This is a genomic window from uncultured Desulfosarcina sp. (assembly GCF_963664155.2).
In the GTDB taxonomy this organism is placed as follows: domain Bacteria; phylum Desulfobacterota; class Desulfobacteria; order Desulfobacterales; family Desulfosarcinaceae; genus Desulfosarcina.
This window is the reverse complement of the sequence record NZ_CAXXXH010000001.1, coordinates 4,246,656-4,268,939: the sequence shown is the minus strand read 5'-3', so window position 1 is coordinate 4,268,939 and position 22,284 is coordinate 4,246,656. Positions and strand designations below refer to the sequence as shown.

The window sequence follows — 22,284 nt, the reverse complement described above, 5'->3', positions numbered from 1 at the left end:
GGGCCGTATCAGGGCTTTTCCTCTTCGGCCTGACTGCTGATCAGCTTTTTCAGGTCACGAATCTCTTTTTTCAACCCCTTGAGCTCGTCCTGGGTCACCACGTCGGCCTTCTTGAGCAGGTCCTTGACGCTCTTCTCCACCCGCTCCTCCAGCTTCTTCTGGGCGTCTTCGTAGCGTTCCTGCAGCTCGTCAATGAACTTTCGGCCTTCTTTTTCCGTCATCTTGCTCTGCTCGGCCACTTCCTTGGCCATGTCCTCCACCTCGTCCCAGGCTTTGAGGGCAAGGCCGACGCCGGCAAGCATACTCTTTCTGACCAGATCAAACATCGGTGTCTCCTTTTAAATTGAAGGAAAGTCGTAATCAAAACGGCAGCCGAGGACACCGTGTCCGCGGCCTGCAATTAATAGGTGCCATTTCATGACGGGTATGGGCCGATCGAAAAGCCCGACAGCCGGTCCCATCCTCGGATCGGGGGAACGGTAGCAGGAATTTAACACAAGGCCTCTTTCTTAGCAAGGTGTTTGCTTTACACCAGATTCAGGCAATCGCCCAAAGAGATGACTAAACCGATGGCTGTTGAAAACAGTAAAATTTTCGGCTCGGGGAAGGGTCTGCCGCCGGGAAGAATCAACCCGGGATAAACGGTTTCCTGTGTTAATTGATGGCCGAGGTTGTTGCCGATATTGTATTTTTTACAGGACCGTCAACTTAGATCCTTGACTGTTTTCCCCAACTGGCTTAATGATTTGTGGGTTTGACGGCGGCGATTGGCCGCCCTGACAGGAATTTCAATTGCAAAAGGGAGTATACAAACATGCCCGTATCCATTGCCATGGCCGGAAAAGGGGGCACCGGAAAGACCACCGTCTCCGGCATGCTGATTAAATATCTGATCAGCCGGGGCAAGTCCCCGGTGCTGGCCGTCGATGCCGATGCCAACGCCAACCTCAACGAGATCCTGGGGTTGGAGGTGACCGACACCATAGGTAATGCCCGCGAAGAGATGAAAAAGGGCATTGTGCCCAGCGGCATGACCAAGGATGTGTTCATGTCCATGCGGCTGGAACAGGCCGTCATGGAGCAACGGGGCTTCGACCTGGTGGTCATGGGCCAGCCCGAAGGCGCCGGCTGCTACTGCGCCGCCAACACCCTGCTGACCGGATTCCTGGAGCGCCTGTCCGGCAATTACCCTTACGTGGTCATGGATAACGAGGCGGGCATGGAGCACCTGAGCCGACTCACCACCAAGAACGTGGATGTCCTGCTCATCGTCACCGACACCTCCCGCAGGGGGCTGCAGGCGGGGCTGCGTATCCACCAGCTGGCCAAGGACCTGAACATTGGCGTCGGCAAGAGTTACATTATCATTAACCAGGCCAAAAGCGACCCGTCCGAAGTGGTTCTGAAAATGATCGACGACAACGGCCTGCAACTGGCCGGCGTCATCCCGGAGGACGAACAGGTCTACGAATTCGATCTGAACGGCCGCCCCACCATCGACATTGCGGAGGGAAACCCGGCCCTGAACGCCGCCTATTCCATCTTCGACAAAATCATCCCCTGAACGGGCGCAATAGCGAAAGGCACCCGGCGCCCGTATTGAACCGCACCGACAGTTTAAACCGCTTGCAAACCCTAAACCCGGTCCAACTAAACGAGGACGCCTATGAAAAGAACCGGCTATTTGCATGACAACAGGTATCTGCTCCACGACACGGGACCCTATCACCCGGAAATGGCAGACCGGCTCATCGCGGTTTACAACGGTATCAAGGACGCCGGCCTGCTGGACCAGTTGACCCTCATCCCGGCCGTTCGCGCCGACATCAAGTGGATCAAAACCGTCCACGACCCCAACTACATCCGCCGCTTCGAGGAGGTCTGCCTGTCCGGCAACCGGACTTTCGACTATCCCGACAACCAGATGTGCGTGGACACCTATGAGACTGCTTTCCTGGCGGTGGGAGGTATCCTGGACGTCGCCCGGAGAATCATGGAAGGTGAACTCGACAACGCGTTCTGCGCCGTCCGTCCTCCCGGCCACCATGCCGAGCGGGACCAGGCCATGGGATTCTGCTACTTCAACAATGTCGCCATTACCGCCCGCTACCTTCAGATGGAGCACGGCATCCAGCGGGTGGGAATCATTGACTCCGACGTCCACCACGGCAACGGCACCCAACACATATTCGAAGAGGACCCCACCGTATTCTACTACTCCATTCACCAGCACCCCTCCTTTGCCTTTCCGGGAACCGGCCGTGAGTTTGAGGAAGGCACCGGGGCGGGACAGGGATTCACAAAAAATTCACCGGTACTGCCAGGCCAGGGTGACGACGTCTACGAACGGCTGATCCAAAGCGATCTGCTGCCGGCGTTCGAGCGATTCAAACCGGAAGTGATTATCGTTTCCACGGGCTTCGACGGTCACCGGGAGGACGATATGTCTGACATCAGCCTCTCCACCGAGGGGTATTCCTGGATCATAGAAACCATCATGAAACTGGCTAACCAATATGCCGCCGGCCGGGTAATCTCGGTGCTGGAAGGTGGCTATTGCCTGGAGCGGCTGGGTGAACTGGCCGCCAACCACATCAGAATTATGCTCAACGGATAACCCTTACATGCCGGTGCGCAGTCTTCGGCACAACTTCTTATTACTGATTGCTTGGAGGATATTATGTTTGTCAGCCGATCCATGGTTTCACAAGTCATCACCATCGATAAGGACGCATCGGTTTTTGAGGCCCAGGAAAAAATGGCTGCCAACGGCATCCGTCACCTGCCCATCGTGGACGCCGACAACCGCCTGATCGGCATCGTCACCGACCGGGACATCCGCAGTGTCATGCCCTACAGCCTGATCAAGGAAAAAGGCCTCGCCAAGGAGCGGGAAAAACTGGCCATGCTGAAAGTGGAAGATGTCATGACCCGCAATCCCAAGACCATCTCTCCCATGTACACCATCCAGGACGCCCTACTCATGATCCAGAAGGAGAAAGTGGGGGCCTTTCCCGTGGTGGATAACGAGGGCAGGCTCAAAGGGATTCTATCTGTTCGGGATCTGCTGCGGGCGTTCATCAACGTCCTGGGCATCGGCCAGCCCGGAACCCTGGTGGGCATCGAAGTGGAAGAAAAAATCGGACAGATGAAAAAGATCGTGGACGCCATCACCGAAGAAAACATCTCCTTCGGCAGCGTTCTGGTGGCCCGGACCTGGGATGAGGGCAAACGGGCGGTGTTTCCCTATCTGCTTACCAACAACGTGTCCAAAGTCAAAAAAAAGCTGGCCGCGATGGGATACAAACTGATCAACCCCATGGACTGGTACCTGGATCGGCTGCCGAAAAAACCGTAAGTGATCAGCGAAGATGACATCCGCACCCGTTGAGGCCAATCCTTACCAGGACCTTTATATTTACTACTTATCCGGACGGTTCCGGCCGGGACGCGGCTTTGAACCCGATCACTATATCGGCAGCTGGGAAGAGGGAGAATTCTCCTTTCTATTTTTCACCCGACCGAACATGGCCCTCGTGGAAGCAACCGTCGACCGTCTGGCGGGCCTGGAACTGCTGGACCACTACCACATGACCTATGACCAATGGCAGGGCAGCGACATCGTGCCCTGCCGCATCGGCCGATTTACCATCTCCCCCCCGTGGTTCGCAGCGGATAAGAATAACGCCGATACCACGATCATCCTCGACCCGGGCGTCGTTTTCGGCACGGGCACCCACCCCACCACCCGTGACTGTCTGGAAGCCCTCCAGCTGGCTTTCGAAGACCTGTCCATCCGCCGTGCGTTGGACCTGGGTACGGGCACCGGCCTGTTGGCCTTGGCGGCAGCCAGGATGGGATGCCCGAAAGTCCTGGCCGCAGACCTGACCCTGCTGGCCGCCCGGACCGCGCTAAGGAATGTCAGGCTCAACAGGCTGTCGGAACGGATACTCGTGGCACAGGGAGATGCCGAGAAATTTATGGACTTTACGAGCGATCTTGTGGTATCGAATATCCATTACGACGTCATGAAAAACCTGATTCGCACTTCGGGTTTTCTCAAGAAAAAGCGCTTCATTCTGTCCGGGCTGATGCGCAGTGAAGCCGCACGCATCGAATCGACGCTGGCCGAACTTCCGGTGGAAATTATTCGCAGATGGGACCAAAACGGCATCTGGCATACCTTCTACGGTGCATCGCACTGACATGCGGAGATAAAAAGGACTGATCATGGTCATCACGTGCTGGGGCTCCAGAGGGTCCATACCCGTCTCCGGAAAAGAGTACATCAAGTACGGCGGTGATACCACTTGCATAGACATCCGGACCCACAGCGACGACATCATTATCGTGGATGCCGGCACCGGCATCCGGCGGCTGGGCAATCACCTCATCGATCAGGACCGCTACCGTTACAATTTCCTGCTCACTCACGGCCACTGGGATCACCTCATGGGGTTCCCCTTCTTCAAGCCCCTATTTCTCAGTCGAACCGAAATTCATATGCACCGGGCACCGTTCCACAAAAAGTTCATGGAAAGCATGTTCTCCAAAGTGATGGCGCCGCCTAATTTTCCGGTACGATACTCGGACCTCAAGGCCAAGATCGTCTGGGAAGAGGGCCACCCGGCCGAGTTTCAGATCGGATCGGCAACCGTGGTGCCCATCCCCATCAGTCACCCCAATACCGGCAAGGGCTACAAGCTCATGGAAAACGGGAAAGCCTTTGTCTTCCTCACCGACAATGAGTTGGGCTTCGTTCATCCCGGCGGGCTTCCTTTTCAGAACTACGTGGATTTCTGCACCGGAGCAGACTTGTTGATCCACGACGGAGAGTACACCGAAACCGAATACCGCAAACTCGCCGAATGGGGGCACTCTTCCTACACCGATGCCTTGCGGCTGGCGTTTGCGGCAAGGGTCAAGCGCCTGGGCCTGTTTCACCTGAACCAGGAGCGCACCGACGACCAGATGGATGCGATCGTGGACCACTGCAGGCAGATCATCGCCAAAGAAGGCAAAACCCTCGAATGCTTCGCCGTAGGCCGGGATATGCGGTTTACAATATAAAGTGTTAAGTTTTAAGGATTAAGAGTGTCAGCCCAATTCGAAAATCTTCTCTTTGAACCTACAACTTAATCCTTAACACTGAATAAACTCACCATGATCCAACCGATCGAGCACGCCGCCGATATTCTGAGTAGCGCCAGCCGTGCCGTGGCCCTCACCGGTGCCGGCATCTCCGTGGAAAGCGGTATCCCTCCGTTCCGGGGCAAAGGCGGCCTGTGGGAAAAGATCGACCCCATGAAGGTCGCCCATATCGATGCTTTTCTGAAAGACCCGGAGACCGTATGGAACCTGCTGATCAAGGACATGAAGATCTTACTGGACACGGCCCGGCCCAATCCCGGACATTCCGGTCTGGTCGATCTGGAGCGGCTCGGCATCCTTAAAACCGTCATTACCCAGAATGTGGACGGCCTGCATCAGATGGCGGGAAACAGCGACGTCATTGAATTCCACGGCAATTTTGCCTGGCAATCCTGCCTGGACTGCAACCGGAGTATCGAAACCTCGCAGGTGGATCTGACGCACATGCCGCCGCGATGCAGCTGCGGCGGCATCCTGCGACCCGACTGCATCTTTTTCGGCGAACTGATCCCTCACGAAGCGTTAATCCGCTCCCAGCAAGTATCGGCAGCCTGCGACGTAATGCTGGTGATCGGCACGTCAGCCATGGTTCAGCCGGCAGCGACCATGCCCTTCATTGCCAAGGACAACGGCGCTGTTATCATCGAGATCAACCCCGAACCCACACCGCTAACATCGCGCATCAGCAGCCTGCCCCTGCTGGGTGGAGCCGGCAGCATCATACCCTGCCTGCTGAAGGCGATCCGGCGGCGACTGGCAACCCCCTGAGGGCCTTCAGCCAACTCATGAGAACGCAGGACAATCCATGATGCAAACGCATGACCACCGCTGGGTCAAAACCGTCACCCTTTCTCCCCCTTCATTGGGGGATAACACCGCCGATGCCGACCGGCTGGAAGCAGCGTTGAAAAAGGCGCTGGGAACCCGGACCGTGCGCATGGACCTGAATCTTTTGAAACAGCTGCCCGAACGGCTGCGGCAATGGAATTACCGGGCCACCGCCGTGATGTTCAAAGATTGCAGAGATACCGGTATCCTGGTCCACCTGGCCGCGTCTGACGCCATCGATGCCCTGTGCGGCCTGGCCGTGGATCTTGGCACCACCCGGGTGGTGCTGCGAATCATCGATCTTTGCACCGGTGAACACCGGGGTGAATCGGTTTTCGACAACCCCCAGCTCAGCGTGGGTCCCGATGTGCTGGCCCGCATCCACCATGTGGAAAAAACAGGCGGCCTGAGCCAGCTCAACTGTCTCATTATCGACGGCATCAACCATGAGCTGCAGGACCTGTGCAACCGCTGCGGCATTTCTCCCGAGAATATCCATCTGTTGTCAGTTGCCGGAAATACGGCCATGACCCACCTGATGATGGGCCTCAATCCCCACTGGATGATCCGGGAACCCTATATCCCGGCGGTAAACCGGCCCGGCGTGTTTATGGCAGTCGAACTGGGCATCCACGTTCATCCCACCGCCAGGGTGTTGGTCTTTCCCAATGTGGGCAGCTACTTCGGCGGCGACCTGATTGCAGGCATCCTTTACTGCGACATGGATCAGCGGGAGGAGACAGCCATCCTGGTTGATGTGGGCACCAATGCGGAAGTGGTCCTGGGAAACCGCAACTGGATGATGGCCTGCGCCGGTGCGGCAGGCCCGGCGCTGGAAGGGGGCGTCACCCGCATGGGCACCACGGCCGGCCCGGGAGTCATCGACCGCATTACCATCGATCCGGTTTCCCTGGCGCTTGACATCCACACCATCAACGATCAGCCGCCCCGCGGCATCTGCGGCTCCGGCGTTATCGACCTGGCCGCGGCCCTGTTCCGGTCGGGAATGATCGACATCCGGGGAAAACTGCTGCCCGAGCGCTGCGGGGATCGTTTTCAACTGAAAGACGGATTAGGGCACCTGACCCTCGTACCCGCCAACCTGTCGGCCTCCGGCGAAGACCTTGGCGTTACCCAAGCGGATCTGGACAGCCTGGTCCGCTCCAAAGCCGCCATGTACACCATCCTGGAAACGATCACCGGCAGCGTGGGAATGAAACAGCAGGATCTGGAAACCTTTTTCGTGGCCGGCACCTTCGGCGCCTTCATCGATCCCGCATCCGCTGTCACCATCGGTATGATCCCGGATTTGCCCCTGGAGCGCTTCCGCAGCCTGGGCAACAGCTCGCTGGGCGGCGCCACACGGGTGCTGGAACATCCCGGGTGCTTCGACCGGATCAATCAAATCCGAGACGGCATCACTTACCTGGAATTGAACGTGAACCAGGATTTTATGAACCGCTTCTCCGCGGCCAAGTTTCTGCCTCATACCGACATCTCGCGATTTCCTTCGGTTCGATGGCCCACCGACCGTTGACCGCCGGGTAAGCCATTGCCGGAATGCCGCCCTGACCCGTTTCGTCAATAACTGTCGGTATACGCATTTGTACCTCCGGTTTAAGGGCTGATGACCTGCCGGATCGGAAAATCAAACAATCAGCGCCTATCCACCGGCCTTGCCGGGGAGCATGCAGACCCGACGGCCGATGGCCAAAACCGCTTTTTTTCTCATCTTATAAAACGCCCATTCCCTATTCTTTTCAGCATGTTGCTTACCGCCAAATAAAGCCTTGAAAGGTTTTGTGCATTATGATAGTCGATGTGTTGATTTTTTCTTCCCACGTATAAATCACAACCCAACTCCAAAAAGGATCGAGACCACATGACCTCGAAGAAACAGTTGCTGTTTGCTTACGGTCTGGCAATCCACCTGTTGCTTGTCGGTATTATCTGTTATGCCGCCTTCCCGGCCAAAGCGCCGGATGAACCCATTCGTATCATGTACCAGACCAATGCGGGAAAAGTCCTTTTTGACCACCACACACACACTGCGGCATCCGGTTACGGAGCGACCTGCTTTGACTGCCACCATCATCCCAGCGATGATGACAGCGCACTGATTGCCTGCGGGGAGTGTCATCAGGCGCCGGCCGAAGACGGTTCCAAGCCGGAACGCTGTCTGGATTGCCACGACGAGAGCGACATTGAAGATACGGAAATGGTGTCGCGGGCGGATGCGTTCCACCAGCAGTGCACCGAATGTCACGAGCAGTTTGGCAAAGGACCGCAGTCCGGCTCGGAAAACTGCTCCAAATGTCACGTCCTCTAATCGAGGCAGGTAGCCTTCATGGATCTGTTTCGACGGTATCATTTATCACCGCGGCCCTAACAAAAGGTTGAGCTATGCGAAAACGATCATTCTTCGGTCTGTCCAAACCTTGCTTCCACTACGAACTGGCCACCGGCGCCCTTACCGATCCGACGGTCATCCCAATACCGGCAACGGTTACCCTTTATATCAAGCAAGAACTGAAGCGAACCAGCAGCAGCCTGAAAGTAGGCACACCGGTAAAAACCGGACAGCGCTTGGTGCTCAACGAAGGCGATGACATCTGCGCCATCTCGTCGGTTACCGGAACCATCTGTGCCATCGCTCCTTTCCTGGCCGATTACGGACGGGCATGGACCGCCGTCAGCATTAAAACCGAAGGAAGCGACAACCCGGATACCGACTTTGCCGACGCCAGCCAAGCGCCGACCTTAGAGACGCTCAACCGCTATCTGGCCGCATGCCCCGGCGAACCGGACATCGGCCCGTTGATGGACGAACGCAATCCCGTACACACCATCGTCATCACCGGCGGCAATGCGGACCTTCTCATCGATACCAGCCTGTATGTGCTTAAACAAAGCGCCGAAGCGGTCAATGCGGGCATCGAAGTTCTCAGGAAAGCCACGGGCATCGAAGAAATCGTCATCGTGGTCCCGGAAGAGAGTGTACAAAACTACTCCGGCCACCTGGACGCCCGGATCCAATCGGTTTCGTCCCAGTACCCCTATGCCCAGCCGCTCATGGTCCTGCACCACCTGACCGGACGACTGCCCGATGAAAAGGGCATGGCATCCATGGGTATCTATTTCATCCGTGCGGAAGCCGTGGCCGCCATCGGGCAGGCTTTCTCGACCGGCCGCCTGCCCGTTGAAAAGACGGTTGCCGTCATCGACAAGCGCGGAGTCAAGCATCTGGCCCGGGCCCGTGTGGGCACACCGGTGGGCACGCTGCTCAAGACCTTTGACGTTCAGATCAACGACAAAGACAAGATTATTTTCGGCGGCCCCATGACCGGCAGCGCCATCTACAGTGAAGACCTGCCCATCGGGCCGGACACCGACGCCATCCTGGTTCAGGACAAAAGCGTCATTCCCCTTTACAGCGACTATCCGTGCATCAACTGTGGCGATTGCGTGCGCATCTGCCCGGCCAATGTACCGGTCAACCTGCTCGTCCGCTTTCTGGAGGCCGGACAGTATACCGAAGGCGCGGACCTGTACGACCTTTACTCCTGCATCGAGTGCGGCCTGTGCAGTTACGTCTGTGTGTCGCGCATTCCCATCTATCAGTATATCAAACTGGCAAAATACGAAATCGGCCGGATCACATCTGCGGAGGAGATGAATGAACAGTAAGAAAACGCTAATTGTATCCCACGCACCGTTCTGGCATGACGGCAGCGGGATTCCCGAGCGAAGCTATCACACCATCATCGCCGCCCTTCCCGCAGCATTCGTGGGAATCGCCTTTTACGGCGCTCCTGCGCTGGGCGTCATCTGTCTTGCCATTTCATCGGCCATCCTGTGGGAGCTTCTGCTCAATCGTGCCATGCGGAAGCCACCTACCATCGGCAACGGCAATGCCGCCCTGGTTGGCCTGCTGCTGGCCATGGTGCTTCCCGCATCGACGCCATGGTGGATTGTACTCATCGGCACCTTCCTGGCCATCGTCATCGGCATGCAGATTTTCGGCGGTATCGGCGCCAATCCCTTCAATCCGGTAGCCCTGGCGTTTGCCATTCTTATGGTATCCTACAAGAACCACCTGGATTTCAATACCGGGCTGGTCAACTTTACGTTGAGCTTTCCCTCATCGACGGATCCGCTGGCGGCCCTGAAGGCCTTCGGTCCTTCTGCCGTGGAAGGTCTGAGTTACATGGACCTGTTTCTGGGCAAACAGGTCGGTGCCTTAGGCAGCACCTGTGGCCTGGCCCTTGTGCTGGGTGGGCTCTACCTGATCATCCGTGGTTTCATCCGCTGGGAAATCAGCGTCTCTTTTCTGGCCGGGGTCTTTGTCACGGCCGCCCTTTTCAACATGGCCGACCCGGCCCGCTTCGCCCCGCCGGCGTTTCACCTGCTCACCGGATTCACCATAATCGGCTCCTTTTTCCTGGCCACCGAGACCTCATCATCTCCGGTCAATTTCATTCCCATGCTTATTTACGGTGCCCTGGGCGGTATGATGACCGTCCTGATTCGTAACATTGGGTACTATGTCGACGGGGTGATCTTCGCAATTCTTCTAATCAATCTGATAAATCCGCTGATCGACAAGATCAGACCCAAGGCGATTGGAAAGGTAGCGTAATATGGGCGAAATGATAAAAATGGTGGTTGTCCTCACCGTATTGAGCGTCATATCGGGAGGCGGCCTTTCCTGGTTGAAAGACTTTACCGCGCCAAAAATTGAAAATCAGGTGATGAATCTGGTCAAAGGACCGGCCATCCGGCAAATGCTCAAGGAGGCCGACAACGATCCTGTAGCGGACCGGTTCAAAATTCAGGACGGTGATGTCGAACGCACCATTTTTGTCGGTGTATTCGGCGAGAAACCCGACACGGTCGTGATTGAATCCAGTGCCAATGGTTTTGCAGACAAAGTGGGAATGGTGGTGGCATTCAACATGGCCAATGATACCCTTCGCGGTATGGCCGTGACCACGAGCAAGGAAACTCCAGGATTGGGAGCCCGGGCCAAAGATGACCCCTCCTTTGCCGCCCAGTTCGCCGGCAAGCCGCTGACCATACCCGTCAAGGTGACTCAGGATGGAGGAACCATCAACGCCCTGAGCGGAGCCACGATCACCTCCAGGGGCGTGTGCGTCGGCGTCACCAAAGCCATCGAGACTTACAACCGCTTGAAGCCGCAGCTGGAAGAAAAAATCAAAAGCATGGGAAAATAAAGGAGCTTACCACCAATGGCCAAATCACTCGTTGCTGAATTCACCAAAGGCCTCTGGAAAGAGGTTCCGCCATTCAGACTGGTCCTCGGTCTCTGCCCCACCCTGGGTGTGACCACCTCCATGAAAAACGGCATCGGCATGGGACTGGCTACCACCTTCGTTCTGGTCTGCTCGAACATTCTGGTTTCCCTGCTCAGAAAGGTGATCCCGTCCAAGGTTCGCATTGCCTGCTTCATCATCATTATCGCCACCTTCGTCATCGTTGTAGAACAGCTCATGCAGGCATATGCCTACACGCTTTTCATCGATTTAGGGGTGTTCATCCCACTGATCGTGGTCAACTGCATCGTACTGGGCCGGGCCGAGGCCTTTGCTTCTAAAAACGGAGTCGTTTTTTCCACAGCAGACGGGCTGGGTATGGGTATCGGTTATACCTGTGCCTTGGCTGTATTAGGCGCCATCCGCGAACTTTTGGGAACCGGCGGGCTGAAAGGCGACGTATTCGGATTGCTCCCTTACAGCTTTCCGAACCTTTTCGGCGCTTCCTTCGAACCCTTCGGTTTTGCGGTTCAGGCACCGGGCGCCTTCGTCGCTCTGGGCTTGATGCTCTGTGCCATGAACCTTATTCCCAGCAAATAGTGTGAGGAGTCACCATGGAATACATTGAGCTAATTATCGCCACCATCTTCGTCAACAACATCCTGCTGGCACAATTTCTGGGTAACTGCCCGTTTTTGGGCACATCCAAGAAAATGGAAACGGCCGCGGGCATGGGTATGGCAGTCATTTTCGTGCTGGTCATGGCCGGCGTGATGACTTGGATCATCTACGAATGGCTGCTGGTGCCATATAAACTGGAATTTCTTCGCACCATCGCCTTCATTCTGGTCATTGCCTCGCTGGTGCAGTTCGTCGAAATGTTTCTAAAAAAAAGCATTCCGGCCCTGTATGCGGGCCTGGGCATTTTCCTGCCCTTGATCACCACCAACTGCGCGGTCTTCGGTGTCTGTGTGCTCAACATCGACAAAGAATTCAATTTCCTTCAGGCGCTGGTTGCCTCCTTCGGTTACGCCGCCGGTTTCGGCCTCGCTTTGGTTCTTTTTGCCGGTGTGCGAGAACGCATCCTGTTAGCCCGTGTCCCTAAACCGCTGCAGGACACCTCGATCGCCCTGGTCACCGCCGGTATTTTTTCGCTGAGTTTTTACGCCTTCCGGGGAATGGTATAGACTGATTCAAGGAGGTTTTCGTGACCATCGCTATCCTCGTTATGCTGGGCATTGGTGCAACCTGCGGCATTATCCTCAGCGTTGCCTCCAAAGTCTTTTATGTTTATGAAGACCCCCGCATCGGACAGGTCGAGTACTTTCTCGCCGGTGCAAACTGTGGCGGATGCGGATTCGCCGGATGCAGTGCCGCGGCCGTGGCCATCGTCGAAGGCAAGGCCAAACCCGGCGTCTGTGTAGCCGCAGATACCGAAGCCGCCGTAAATATCGCTGGCGTAATGGGCGTCGAACCGGGAACCGCCGAACCGATAAAATCCCTCAACCCATGCAGCGGTGGGGACCGGGCGGAAGACAAATTCATCTACAACGGAGCCATGACCTGTGCGGCCATGACGGCCCTCTACGGTGGCAAACGGGTTTGTTCCATCGGCTGTCTGGGCATTGGCGACTGCATCCGGTCGTGTCAGTTCGATGCCATCCACATGGGCCCCCAGGGGTTTCCGGTCATTGACGAATTCAAGTGTGTGGGCTGCGGTGCCTGCGCAGCTGCATGCCCGAAAGACCTCCTCTCCGTCAAAACCATGTCCCAGCGCCTGTTGGTCTTCAACCAGGAAGACCATGCCCTGGCCCCCTGTCAGCAGACCTGCCCGGCCGAGATCGACATTCCCAAATACATCCGTCTGATCAAGGAAGGCGACTATGAAGGGGCGGTCAACACCATCCGCGAGCGCAACCCGCTGCTGCTTTCCTGCGGCCGGGTATGCCCCCATCCCTGCGAGAATTACTGCCGTCGCGAAATCGAGGATGAAGCGGTTTCCATCAATCAGCTCAAACGCTTCGTAGCCGACTACGAAATGAACAGCGGCAAGCGCTACCCCATCGCATGTGCTCCGGATACGGGGAAACGCGTTGCTGTCATCGGCGGCGGTCCGGCTGGCGTCAGCTGCGCCTATTTCCTGAGACGGCTGGGCCACCATCCCACCATTTACGAAGCCATGCCCAAACTGGGCGGCATCACCCGCTACGGCATCCCCGAATACCGGTTGCCCGACAAAGTGCTCGACTGGGAAATCGAGGGCATTTTAAACCTGGGCATCGACGTCCATTACAACACCAGCATCGGCAGGGATTTTACTATCCAATCCCTGAGGGACGAAGGGTATGAAGCCATTTTCATGGGTATCGGGGCCTGGAAGGACTACAAGCTCGGCATCAAGGGTGAAGATTTGAAGGGTGTCTCCCAGGGCATCAGTTTCCTCTCATCCGTGGCCAGTTCGCCCGACAAGAAAGTTCCTATCGGGAAACGGGCAGCGGTTGTCGGCGGCGGCAACTCGGCCATCGACTGCGTGCGCACCCTGCTGCGCCTGGGATGTGAAGAGGTCTATATCGTCTATCGCCGAACCCGCAAGGAAATGCCCGCCAATGCGGTCGAGATCGAAGCGGCCGAGCATGAAGGCGTCAAATTCCAGTTTCTAGCCGCCCCCACGCAGGTCATCGATGACGGCCAGGGAAATGTCAAAGGACTTGAATACCTGCAGATGGAATTGGGTGAGCCCGATGCCAGCGGCCGCCGTCGGCCGGTGCCCATCGAGGGGTCGGAGACGGTTCTCGACGTGGATATGGTCATTTCCGCCATCAGCCAACAGCCGGACATCGGCTTCATGGAGGGAGAGCCGGAGAAGGAGAACATCGCCATCACCCGCTGGAACACCTTTGACAACGACCCGGAAACCCTGCAGTGCAGCGTGCCCTACCTGTTTACCGGCGGCGATGTCGCCACTGGTCCTTCTCTGGTGGTGGATGCCATCGGCGGCGGGAGGCGGGCGGCCCGCGCCATTCATCAGTACATCACCGGCGAGGAAGTCAAAGGAACCCCGAAATCCCTGCGCAAGCGGCATATCCCCGAGTCCCTGTTCGAAACCGTTCCCGGCGTGGTCAAATCCCCCAGAACCCCCATGCCCGAACTGCCCGTGGCCGAACGGATCGACTCCATGATCGAGGTGGATCAGGTCATCACCGAAGCCGAGGCCAAACACGAATCCAGCCGCTGCCTCAACTGCTGCCGGATTTGCTACAACCCGGACACCATCGATCAAAAAGGCCAGAACGCCGCCTGAACTTCCCGCTGATAATCGACATCAAAGGAGCAGCTATCTGTTTATTGGCTGCTCCTTTTTTGATGGCCTAGTAAAAAGTCCCCAATGTGTCATTCCCGCAAAGGTGGGAATCAATAACTATCTGAATCTTATGGATCCCCGCCTTGCGGGGATGATAATAAATCTGAGATTTCGACTTTTTACGATTTTATCTTTTTTATCTGGCGAATCCGCATGCCTCGTCGGCTTTTCGTGAGGTTTCTGAAATCACCCTGAATCGATCAATTAATTGAACCATTTCCGGTGGCATGGGGGCTTCAACGATCATTTTCTTTTCGGTTACTGGATGGACGAAAGACAGCCTCCAGGCATGCAGCATCTGGCGGTCCAGCGTCATAACGGCCCGACTCATCTCGGGTGAAACCGAAGCCAGCCTTCTTTTATCACCACGGTTGCCATATACCGGGTCCCCGATGACCGGGTGCCCCATGGTTTTGCAATGTACCCGGATCTGATGGGTTCGGCCTGTGCGGATGTCCAGTTCCAACAAAGATGCCCCCGGAAACTTATCGAGTGTTCGCCATTTGGTGAGCGCCGAACGCGGCGTGCGGGTGGTAATGGACATCTTTTTCCGGTCCTCCGGGTGACGGCCGATGGGGCTGTCAAGGATTCCCGCATCTTTGCCCGGAATTCCATAGACCAGTGCCAAGTATTTTTTTCGAACCTCTCTGGACTTGAACTGAGCGGCCAGATGATGCATGGCGCGGGTATTCTTTGCCACCACCAGCACCCCGGATGTATCCTTGTCCAGCCGATGGACAATGCCCGGTCGAAGGCTTCCGGAAATTCCCGTCAAATTCGGGCAGTGGTACATCAGTGCATTGACCAGGGTTCCTCGGCTGTGCCCGGGAGCCGGGTGTACAACCATGCCGGGCTGCTTGTTTACCACCAGTAATTCAGCGTCCTCATAGAGGATGTGAAGGGGAATGTTCTCCGGAAGAAAGCTTGACACCTCCGGAGTGGGTACCTTTCCTGAGACGGTCTCTCCGGGTTTTACCGGATAGCCGGGTTTTTTCACCGACCCGTCGACAGTGATGCATCCCTGCCGGATCAGCGTGGCGGCAAATGAGCGTGAGCAGTAATCAATTGCGGTGGCAACCAGAGAATCTAAACGGACTCCCGCCTGCGCGTGACCGACGCGAAAGGAGAAGGACGAAGGTGGGTTGGACATGGGTGAAAGGCTCAGGCCTCATCGGATTTGAACAACGCTTCAATCTCGTTGATAATGGACTTTTCGTTTTTGTTCTTGGCCGTGGATAGTTCTTTGACGAGCAGGTTCTGGGCGGTGTCGTAAAGTTTTCGCTCCCCAAAAGAGAGGTCTTTGGTGGTCTTCAGCAGAGACAGATCCCGATAAACTTCGGCCACTTCGAACAGGGAACCGGTTTTAATCTTTTCCATATACTCGCGGTAACGCCGGTTCCAGGTCTGGTTGTCAATAGGCTGTTCCTGCCGGGAACGCATCACATCAAAAATCTTCGGGATATCTTTTTTTTGGATCACGTCCCGCAGACCGACCGATTCCACATTCCAGGTGGGAATCATGATCACCATGGCATTTTCGATGACCTTCATAATGTAAAAGTCGTGCTCTTCGCCGTTCACGACCTTGGTTTCGATGGATTCGATCCGTCCGACGCCGTGGGCCGGATATACGGCAAGATCACCGACCTTGAACCGTTTCACGGATGCTGTATTTTTTGAGCTGTCCTTGGCCGATTTATCTGACATGTGGGTACCAGTGATCAGGGGTTATAACCACCTTGAGCGGGGTTGCTCTCCCGGAACGAAAACCGGGGATTACAGGCGATCAGTTCAGCATTGAATTCCGCAGGGGGAGGCCCCCCGTCGCCTGCTGGGGGAGCAAATACTAACCATATGGAATAGCAAAATATACCACTGCGACCAACAATAATCAATAAAAAAAGGATTGGCGCCGATTGGCGCCAATCCTTTTAAAAGGAACGCTATTTGCGGATCAGACCCGCAGTTGTGACTACATCAGGAACGGAACCATCAACAGAGCCACCACGTTGAGGATCTTGATCATCGGGTTTACGGCCGGGCCGGCGGTATCTTTGTAGGGATCGCCAACGGTGTCACCGGTAACGGCGGCTTTATGGGCATCGGAGCCCTTACCGCCCAGGTGACCGTCTTCAATGTATTTCTTGGCATTGTCCCAGGCAGCGCCACCGGTGGTCATGGACAGGGCCACGAACACACCCGTAACAATGGAACCGATAAGCAGGCCGCCAAGGGCGACTTTGCCCAGCAGGAAACCCACCAGCAGGGGCGCGATCACGGGCAGCAATGCGGGAACCAGCATCTCTTTCAGGGCGAACTTGGTGACGATATCCACGCAGGCACCGTAGTCCGGCTTGGCAGTACCTTCCATGATGCCTGGAATTTCGCGGAACTGACGGCGAACTTCCTCGACGACCGCGCCACCGGCGTTGCCGACAGCCTTCATGGCGATGGAGGCGAACAGGTAGGGCAGCAAGCCGCCGATGAACAGACCAATGATGACGTTGACGTCGGAAAGGTCGAATTTAATCGCTTTTTCGGCGCCCTGCATCTGGAATTCCATAACGTAGGCGGCAAACAGCACCAGGGCAGCCAGACCGGCGGAACCGATAGCATATCCCTTGGTAACGGCCTTGGTGGTGTTGCCGACGGCGTCCAGCGGATCGGTGACGGCACGGACACTCTCGTCCATCTCGGCCATTTCGGCGATGCCGCCGGCGTTGTCGGTAATGGGTCCGTAGGCATCAATGGCGATGACCATGCCGGTCATGGAGAGCATGGACATGGCGGCCATGGCGATACCGTAGAGGCCGGCGAATTTAAAAGCCAGCAGGATGGCGATGCAGATGGCCAGGACCGGCAGGGCGGTGGCCTGCATGGAGACGGCCAGACCGGCGATAATATTGGTGCCATGGCCGGTGGTGGAGGCCTCGGCAATGCTCTTCACCGGGCCGTAGATGCCGGTGTAGTACTCGGTGATGATCACGATCACGACGGTCAGCACCAGGCCGATCAACGTGCAGTAGTAGATGTTCAGTGCGGAAATGGTTCCCAGGTCAGCCATATATTTCGTGGTGGCATAGTAGAAGGCGACGGCGGCGATGATGGCGGCACCGAACATACCCTTGTACAGGGCGCCCATGATGTAGCCGCCGCTGCCCAGGCGGACGAAGAAGACCGCAATCATGGAGGCGATGATGGAGATGGCGCCGAGGATCAGCGGAAACTCCGTCGCCATGAGCACTTTGGGAAACAACAGGTGGCCGATCAGCATGGCGGCCACGGCGGTGACGGCATAGGTCTCGAACAGGTCGGCGGCCATACCGGCGCAGTCACCCACGTTGTCGCCCACGTTATCGGCGATGGTGGCGGGGTTGCGGGGGTCGTCTTCGGGAATTCCGGCTTCGACCTTGCCCACCAGGTCGGCGCCCACGTCCGCACCCTTGGTGAAGATACCACCGCCCAGACGGGCAAAGATAGAGATCAGGCTGCCACCGAAACCGAGGGCGACCAGGGCAATGACATCATGGGTGGCGGTATAGTAACCGGCCACGGAGGTCAGGGCCAGACCGGCAACGATCATACCGGTTACGCTGCCGCCTTTGAAGGCCATGGAGAGACCGGCTGCCATGCCTTTTTTAGCGGCTTCTGCCGTACGCACGTTGGCCAGAACGGAAACCCGCATGCCGATGTAGCCGGCCATGAAGGAAGCCACGGCGCCGATCATGAACCCGAAGGCAGTCTTGGCACCCATGGTGGTAAAAATGATGCCGAAAATAATGATCCCGGCAATACCCATGCTTTTCAGCTGGCGGTTCAGGTAAGCGATGGCGCCTTCCTGAATAGCGCCGGCGATTCTCTGCATTTTTTCGTTTCCGGCAGGCGCACCTTTAACGATACCGGCGAGGATAATTGCAAAAGCTACCCCAGCAACACCGACCAATGTACACACGAGCGGTATGTTGTTCATTACAACGTCCATTCTTTCCTCCATTCAGTGTTTAGCGTGAAATCAAGGTTTGCGGTTAAACCGATTCATAGCTTCCTTTGCTCCCTCACAAAGGATTGTTGCAGCAGCCTCGATGGCCCGTGATAGGAAGGGTCCCAGTGTTATCCGTTGATTGGCATCGAATTCCTCCAGAACGTAATCCACCACACCAATGCCGCCTTCAGGCCGCCCGACGCCCATTCGCACCCTTACGAAATCATCGGTCCCCAGGGCGTCAATCAGGGACCTCAGACCATTGTGTCCTCCATCCCCCCCTTTCTCTTTGATTTTCAATCTTTCATAAGCAAGGTCAATGTCATCGTGGATGACGACCATATCCTCGCATTTAATCCCGTAGATTTGGATGATGCTGCGCACCGGGCCGCCGGACCGGTTCATGAAAGCCAGCGGTTTGGCAATCATTACCGGAACGCCGGCGATATCCCCTTCGGCAACCTCTGCGTTGACCCGGCTACGGCAGGCGGTCAGCCCATGTTCCCGTATCAGTCGGTCTGCGGCCATGAACCCGATGTTGTGGCGGGTCGATGCATACACCTGTCCCGGATTGCCGAGCCCGACGACCAGGTGCTGTCTACTTTCAGCCTTCATGGCGATGGTAAGCCGAACCGGAATACGTCAAACTGCCCATCAGCAAGATTACTCGGTAGCCGGTTCCTCGGCAGCCTCTGCGCCTTCTTCTTCACCTTCCTCTTCTTCACCCTCCGCCTTCTCTTCTTCCGCCTTCGTACTGCTGATGGTCAGAATGGTAAAGTTGACGTCGGCGGGAATCTCGACTTCCCCTTCCAGCGCGAGGTCTTCGACATGAAACGAGTCGCCGATGTCAAGGTCGGTGATATCGATGGTAATTTTCTCGGGAATCCGATCGGGCAGACAGAACACTTCCAGTTCCCGGCGAATGAGTTGCAACATGCCGCCCATCTCCACGCCGATGCACTTACCGGTAGTGACCACAGGAACCATGACTTTGATCTTGTGGTCCATGCTCACTTCGTAAAGGTCCAAGTGAAGCAGATTATGGGAGACAGGATGCCTCTGCATCTCCTTGATCATGACGTTGCGGGTATCGTCGGCACCTTCGATCTGCAGCTTCAACAGTTTCTGGGCCACGGCACCGGATTTAAAAATGGGTTCGAGTTCCAGCTTGTCGATAGACAGCTTAATGGGTTCAGTATTGGGGCCATACAAAATGGCGGGAATTTTTCCGTCACGCCGCAGAACTCTTGAAGACCCGTTACCCACGGCTTCCCGTTGACTTGCTTTCAGGTTCATTATTTCCAACGATCTTTTCCTCCTTAAAGAATATTACACGAACAGGGATGTTACCGAATCCCCGGTGTAGCTTCTGATAATGGCTTCCCCCACCAGGCTGGAGATGGAAAGCACTTTGATTTTATTGCAGGCAGCCGCCTTCTCGTTAAGTGGAATGGTATCCGTACAGACGACGCTGGTAATGGGTGAGGCATTGATTCGGTCAACGGCAGGCCCGGACAGTACCGGATGGGCGCAGCAGGCATGGACTTCCCGCGCGCCTCCTCCCATGATCACATTCACGGCTTCGGTGAGGGTGCCGGCGGTATCGATCATGTCGTCCTGAATAATGACGGTCTTGTCCTTCACATCGCCGATAATAGCCATGGCCCGGGCTTTGTTGGGCGCCGACCGCCGTTTGTCCACGATGGCCAGTCCGGCATTGAGGCGTTTGGCAAAGGCCCGCGCGCGCTCCACGCCGCCGGCATCAGGCGACACGATGACCAAGCCTTCATTGAAGTTGGATTTGATATATTCCAGTAGAACCGGTGCCGCGTAAAGGTTATCCACGGGAATGTTGAAAAAACCCTGAATCTGCCCTGCATGCAGGTCCATGGTAATCACACGGGTGGCACCGGCGGTCGTCAGCAGATCAGCGATCAGCTTGGCGCTGATAGGCACGCGGGGTGCCACTTTTTTGTCCTGGCGGGCATAACCGTAATAGGGAATCACGGCGGTTATCCGGCGGGCCGAGGCCCGTTTCAGGGCATCCACCATGAGAAGCAACTCAACCAGGTTGTCATTGACCGGATGGCAGGTGGATTGAATGACAAAAACATCTTTGGTCCGTACGTTTTCATCGATCTCGATCTGAATCTCACCGTCACTGAATCGCTTGACAACGGCACCACACAGGGGCATCCCCAAGTATTCGCCGATCTTACATGCCAGATCCGGATTGGAATTGCCTGTAAAAACACAGAACTTTTGTTTTTTCGTTGTCACTTTCTGAACGCCACTCCTGTTCGATGAGATTGGCTGGGGCGGGAGGATTCGAACCTCCGAATGCAGGAACCAAAATCCTGTGTCTTACCGCTTGACGACGCCCCAGCAAAAAATGCCGGTGTCCTGAGCCCGGACTACGGCAACAACCGGCACTTAGATCAAAAGATCCGCGACATAAAGCGTCCAGTTTTGATTTAGCTGATTGTCACGCAAGGCTGTACAAACTGAAATGGCTCGCTCGGAGTCCGCAAACAATCCGAACACCGTTGATCCGCTGCCGGACATCATGGCCCCGGCCGCTCCATGTGCCAGCAGCAAGCGCTTTATTCCTTTGATGACCGGAAACGCCCTTTCGGTCACCGGTTCCAAATCGTTGACCAGATGCTCATCGACGTTGAAAAATCGGCCATCAAAGTGGAATTTACTAAGTTTTTTTTCGTCTTTTGTCAATCTTAAATTCAGATTTTTGTAGACCCAGGCGGTGGATACCGCCTCGTTGGGGTAGACCAGCAGCGCCGTCCATGGCGTCAGGTGGGGAAAGGGCTCAAGCCGGTCACCGATTCCAGTCGCCAGCGCCGGCGCACCCAGGATAAAAAAAGGTACATCGGCACCGATTCGCTTGCCCAAAGCCATGAGTTTTCGCCTGGAAAGGGGCAGCCCGAAGAAGTCGTTCAAGGCCTTCAGGACGGCGGCGGCATCGCTGCTGCCGCCGCCAAGCCCGGCACCCACGGGAATTTTCTTATTTATATGGATGGTGAGACCGTGAACCGGCGGTTCCTGATCCGCGAACACGGTCTCCAAAAACAGGCGCGCCGATCGGGCCGCCAGGTTGGATGCATCTTCCGGGACACCGGGATGGTCGCAGAAAACAACAATCCCTTTCCCGCCCACGCTCAGGGTCAGGGTGTCGTACAAGGCCAACGGGCACATGAGGCTATACAACTCATGATAGCCGTCGGGACGTTTCCCGGTGATGCGAAGAAACAGGTTAATCTTCGCCGGCGCCTTTACGCGAAACGGTTCCATGTCAGGTGACAGCCGTGGTTGGCTACCCCTTCTCTTTCACGTAAAGGATACGCAAGTCGTAAAGGATGTTCTTGAGCATCGCCGCCTCATCGACATCCAGGTTTCCCCGTGTCTTTTCTTCGAGCATGGAAAGGATGTCTATGGTCTGTTTGGCCACCGGGAGGTTTTTGGTTTTTTCACCGGTCATCGGGTCTTCCATCATTCCCAGTTGAACCAGGGCCGATGAATTGAGCGAAAAGATAAAGGTCGCGAAATTGAGGGTCGGCAGGGATACTTTTGCAGCGGATCTGGGTTGGCCGCCCGGACCTGCTTTGCCGATATTGTCCTGCTTTTCGTCTGTCATGGCGAACGCTCCTTAAAAGATAAAAATGGTTCCTCGCTGT

Annotated in this window: 23 protein-coding genes and 1 tRNA gene; 14 read left to right on the top strand and 10 right to left on the bottom strand. The window is 56.1% G+C overall.

Features of this window, described 5'->3' with window-relative positions; all coding sequences use genetic code 11:
- Positions 1-8: 8 nt before the first annotated feature.
- Positions 9-326 carry a hypothetical protein gene (locus tag ACHZBS_RS19450; RefSeq protein ID WP_319408186.1) on the bottom strand — a complete coding sequence of 106 codons (318 nt, stop codon included), beginning with the start codon at positions 324-326 and terminating at the stop codon, positions 9-11.
- Positions 327-814: 488 nt separating this feature from the next.
- Between ACHZBS_RS19450 and ACHZBS_RS19445 the strand changes: the two genes are divergently transcribed.
- The 14 genes from ACHZBS_RS19445 (at position 815) to ACHZBS_RS19380 (ending at position 14,553) form a co-directional block, all read left to right on the top strand.
- Complete coding sequence (locus tag ACHZBS_RS19445) at positions 815-1,564, top strand: AAA family ATPase (protein ID WP_319408185.1); 750 nt, start codon at positions 815-817, stop codon at positions 1,562-1,564.
- A gap of 102 nt (positions 1,565-1,666) precedes the next feature.
- Positions 1,667-2,617 (top strand): histone deacetylase, encoded by a 951-nt coding sequence (locus ACHZBS_RS19440; RefSeq protein ID WP_319408184.1) that lies wholly within the window; start codon positions 1,667-1,669, stop codon positions 2,615-2,617.
- Between the two features lie 63 nt (positions 2,618-2,680).
- Complete coding sequence (locus ACHZBS_RS19435; RefSeq protein ID WP_319408183.1) at positions 2,681-3,358, top strand: CBS domain-containing protein; 678 nt, start codon at positions 2,681-2,683, stop codon at positions 3,356-3,358.
- A gap of 13 nt (positions 3,359-3,371) precedes the next feature.
- The gene (locus ACHZBS_RS19430) at positions 3,372-4,205 is read left to right on the top strand and encodes a 50S ribosomal protein L11 methyltransferase (protein WP_319408182.1); all 834 of its coding nucleotides are present in this window, start codon (positions 3,372-3,374) and stop codon (positions 4,203-4,205) included.
- A 25-nt stretch (positions 4,206-4,230) separates the two neighbouring features.
- On the top strand, positions 4,231-5,070 hold the full coding sequence (locus ACHZBS_RS19425) for an MBL fold metallo-hydrolase (protein WP_319408181.1): 840 nt from the start codon (positions 4,231-4,233) through the stop codon (positions 5,068-5,070).
- A 93-nt stretch (positions 5,071-5,163) separates the two neighbouring features.
- A complete protein-coding gene (locus tag ACHZBS_RS19420) occupies positions 5,164-5,919 on the top strand; it encodes an NAD-dependent deacylase (RefSeq protein WP_319408180.1) in 756 nt (251 codons plus the stop codon).
- A gap of 37 nt (positions 5,920-5,956) precedes the next feature.
- Positions 5,957-7,516 carry an ASKHA domain-containing protein gene (locus ACHZBS_RS19415; RefSeq protein ID WP_319408179.1) on the top strand — a complete coding sequence of 520 codons (1,560 nt, stop codon included), beginning with the start codon at positions 5,957-5,959 and terminating at the stop codon, positions 7,514-7,516.
- 345 nt (positions 7,517-7,861) lie between these two features.
- Complete coding sequence (locus ACHZBS_RS19410; protein ID WP_319408178.1) at positions 7,862-8,308, top strand: cytochrome c3 family protein; 447 nt, start codon at positions 7,862-7,864, stop codon at positions 8,306-8,308.
- Positions 8,309-8,382: 74 nt separating this feature from the next.
- Positions 8,383-9,666, top strand: a complete 1,284-nt coding sequence (locus ACHZBS_RS19405) for a 4Fe-4S dicluster domain-containing protein (protein ID WP_319408177.1) — start codon at positions 8,383-8,385, stop codon at positions 9,664-9,666.
- Entirely contained in the window at positions 9,656-10,618 is a 963-nt protein-coding gene (locus tag ACHZBS_RS19400; RefSeq protein ID WP_319408176.1) for an RnfABCDGE type electron transport complex subunit D, read from the top strand. Before ACHZBS_RS19405 ends, ACHZBS_RS19400 begins: the two co-directional genes overlap by 11 nt.
- A 1-nt stretch (position 10,619) precedes the next feature.
- Positions 10,620-11,213, top strand: a complete 594-nt coding sequence (gene rnfG / locus ACHZBS_RS19395; protein ID WP_319408175.1) for an RnfABCDGE type electron transport complex subunit G — start codon at positions 10,620-10,622, stop codon at positions 11,211-11,213.
- A 15-nt stretch (positions 11,214-11,228) separates the two neighbouring features.
- Entirely contained in the window at positions 11,229-11,852 is a 624-nt protein-coding gene (locus ACHZBS_RS19390) for an electron transport complex subunit E (protein WP_319408174.1), read from the top strand.
- Positions 11,853-11,866: 14 nt separating this feature from the next.
- Positions 11,867-12,439, top strand: coding sequence for an electron transport complex subunit RsxA (gene rsxA, locus ACHZBS_RS19385; protein WP_319408173.1), 573 nt, complete (start codon positions 11,867-11,869; stop codon positions 12,437-12,439).
- 20 nt (positions 12,440-12,459) lie between these two features.
- Positions 12,460-14,553, top strand: coding sequence for an FAD-dependent oxidoreductase (locus ACHZBS_RS19380; RefSeq protein WP_319408172.1), 2,094 nt, complete (start codon positions 12,460-12,462; stop codon positions 14,551-14,553).
- Positions 14,554-14,749: 196 nt separating this feature from the next.
- On the opposite strand, the gene ACHZBS_RS19375 is transcribed toward ACHZBS_RS19380, so the two are convergent.
- From ACHZBS_RS19375 to ACHZBS_RS19335, 9 genes are all read right to left on the bottom strand, one after another.
- The gene (locus ACHZBS_RS19375) at positions 14,750-15,763 is read right to left on the bottom strand and encodes an RluA family pseudouridine synthase (protein WP_319408171.1); all 1,014 of its coding nucleotides are present in this window, start codon (positions 15,761-15,763) and stop codon (positions 14,750-14,752) included.
- Positions 15,764-15,774: 11 nt separating this feature from the next.
- Positions 15,775-16,320, bottom strand: a complete 546-nt coding sequence (locus tag ACHZBS_RS19370) for a CarD family transcriptional regulator (protein WP_319408170.1) — start codon at positions 16,318-16,320, stop codon at positions 15,775-15,777.
- Between the two features lie 265 nt (positions 16,321-16,585).
- The gene (locus ACHZBS_RS19365) at positions 16,586-18,583 is read right to left on the bottom strand and encodes a sodium-translocating pyrophosphatase (RefSeq protein ID WP_319409099.1); all 1,998 of its coding nucleotides are present in this window, start codon (positions 18,581-18,583) and stop codon (positions 16,586-16,588) included.
- Positions 18,584-18,625: 42 nt separating this feature from the next.
- On the bottom strand, positions 18,626-19,210 hold the full coding sequence (gene pth / locus ACHZBS_RS19360) for an aminoacyl-tRNA hydrolase (RefSeq protein ID WP_319408169.1): 585 nt from the start codon (positions 19,208-19,210) through the stop codon (positions 18,626-18,628).
- Positions 19,211-19,258: 48 nt separating this feature from the next.
- Positions 19,259-19,891 (bottom strand): 50S ribosomal protein L25/general stress protein Ctc, encoded by a 633-nt coding sequence (locus ACHZBS_RS19355; RefSeq protein WP_319408168.1) that lies wholly within the window; start codon positions 19,889-19,891, stop codon positions 19,259-19,261.
- Between the two features lie 33 nt (positions 19,892-19,924).
- Positions 19,925-20,875: a ribose-phosphate pyrophosphokinase gene (locus tag ACHZBS_RS19350; protein ID WP_319408167.1), complete on the bottom strand. Its 951-nt coding sequence runs from the start codon at positions 20,873-20,875 to the stop codon at positions 19,925-19,927.
- 30 nt (positions 20,876-20,905) lie between these two features.
- A tRNA-Gln gene (locus tag ACHZBS_RS19345) sits at positions 20,906-20,980 on the bottom strand.
- 48 nt (positions 20,981-21,028) lie between these two features.
- Positions 21,029-21,901, bottom strand: coding sequence for a 4-(cytidine 5'-diphospho)-2-C-methyl-D-erythritol kinase (gene ispE / locus ACHZBS_RS19340; RefSeq protein WP_319408166.1), 873 nt, complete (start codon positions 21,899-21,901; stop codon positions 21,029-21,031).
- Between the two features lie 22 nt (positions 21,902-21,923).
- Positions 21,924-22,244 (bottom strand): DUF1844 domain-containing protein, encoded by a 321-nt coding sequence (locus ACHZBS_RS19335; RefSeq protein WP_319408165.1) that lies wholly within the window; start codon positions 22,242-22,244, stop codon positions 21,924-21,926.
- Between the last annotated feature and the right edge of the window lie 40 nt (positions 22,245-22,284).

Excerpts from the sequence above, each read along its gene's own strand:
- ispE (WP_319408166.1), bottom strand. The coding sequence starts at position 21,901 with ATGGAACCGTTTCGCGTAAAGGCGCCGGCGAAGATTAACCTGTTTCTT.
- ACHZBS_RS19400 (WP_319408176.1), top strand. The coding sequence starts at position 9,656 with ATGAACAGTAAGAAAACGCTAATTGTATCCCACGCACCGTTCTGGCAT.
- ACHZBS_RS19405 (WP_319408177.1), top strand. The coding sequence starts at position 8,383 with ATGCGAAAACGATCATTCTTCGGTCTGTCCAAACCTTGCTTCCACTAC.
- ACHZBS_RS19445 (WP_319408185.1), top strand. The coding sequence starts at position 815 with ATGCCCGTATCCATTGCCATGGCCGGAAAAGGGGGCACCGGAAAGACC.
- ACHZBS_RS19425 (WP_319408181.1), top strand. The coding sequence starts at position 4,231 with ATGGTCATCACGTGCTGGGGCTCCAGAGGGTCCATACCCGTCTCCGGA.
- ACHZBS_RS19450 (WP_319408186.1), bottom strand. The coding sequence starts at position 326 with ATGTTTGATCTGGTCAGAAAGAGTATGCTTGCCGGCGTCGGCCTTGCC.
- ACHZBS_RS19435 (WP_319408183.1), top strand. The coding sequence starts at position 2,681 with ATGTTTGTCAGCCGATCCATGGTTTCACAAGTCATCACCATCGATAAG.
- ACHZBS_RS19335 (WP_319408165.1), bottom strand. The coding sequence starts at position 22,244 with ATGACAGACGAAAAGCAGGACAATATCGGCAAAGCAGGTCCGGGCGGC.
- ACHZBS_RS19410 (WP_319408178.1), top strand. The coding sequence starts at position 7,862 with ATGACCTCGAAGAAACAGTTGCTGTTTGCTTACGGTCTGGCAATCCAC.
- ACHZBS_RS19390 (WP_319408174.1), top strand. The coding sequence starts at position 11,229 with ATGGCCAAATCACTCGTTGCTGAATTCACCAAAGGCCTCTGGAAAGAG.
- ACHZBS_RS19420 (WP_319408180.1), top strand. The coding sequence starts at position 5,164 with ATGATCCAACCGATCGAGCACGCCGCCGATATTCTGAGTAGCGCCAGC.
- rsxA (WP_319408173.1), top strand. The coding sequence starts at position 11,867 with ATGGAATACATTGAGCTAATTATCGCCACCATCTTCGTCAACAACATC.
- ACHZBS_RS19440 (WP_319408184.1), top strand. The coding sequence starts at position 1,667 with ATGAAAAGAACCGGCTATTTGCATGACAACAGGTATCTGCTCCACGAC.
- ACHZBS_RS19355 (WP_319408168.1), bottom strand. The coding sequence starts at position 19,891 with ATGAACCTGAAAGCAAGTCAACGGGAAGCCGTGGGTAACGGGTCTTCA.
- rnfG (WP_319408175.1), top strand. The coding sequence starts at position 10,620 with ATGGGCGAAATGATAAAAATGGTGGTTGTCCTCACCGTATTGAGCGTC.
- ACHZBS_RS19365 (WP_319409099.1), bottom strand. The coding sequence starts at position 18,583 with ATGAACAACATACCGCTCGTGTGTACATTGGTCGGTGTTGCTGGGGTA.
- ACHZBS_RS19415 (WP_319408179.1), top strand. The coding sequence starts at position 5,957 with ATGATGCAAACGCATGACCACCGCTGGGTCAAAACCGTCACCCTTTCT.
- ACHZBS_RS19370 (WP_319408170.1), bottom strand. The coding sequence starts at position 16,320 with ATGTCAGATAAATCGGCCAAGGACAGCTCAAAAAATACAGCATCCGTG.
- pth (WP_319408169.1), bottom strand. The coding sequence starts at position 19,210 with ATGAAGGCTGAAAGTAGACAGCACCTGGTCGTCGGGCTCGGCAATCCG.
- ACHZBS_RS19430 (WP_319408182.1), top strand. The coding sequence starts at position 3,372 with ATGACATCCGCACCCGTTGAGGCCAATCCTTACCAGGACCTTTATATT.
- ACHZBS_RS19375 (WP_319408171.1), bottom strand. The coding sequence starts at position 15,763 with ATGTCCAACCCACCTTCGTCCTTCTCCTTTCGCGTCGGTCACGCGCAG.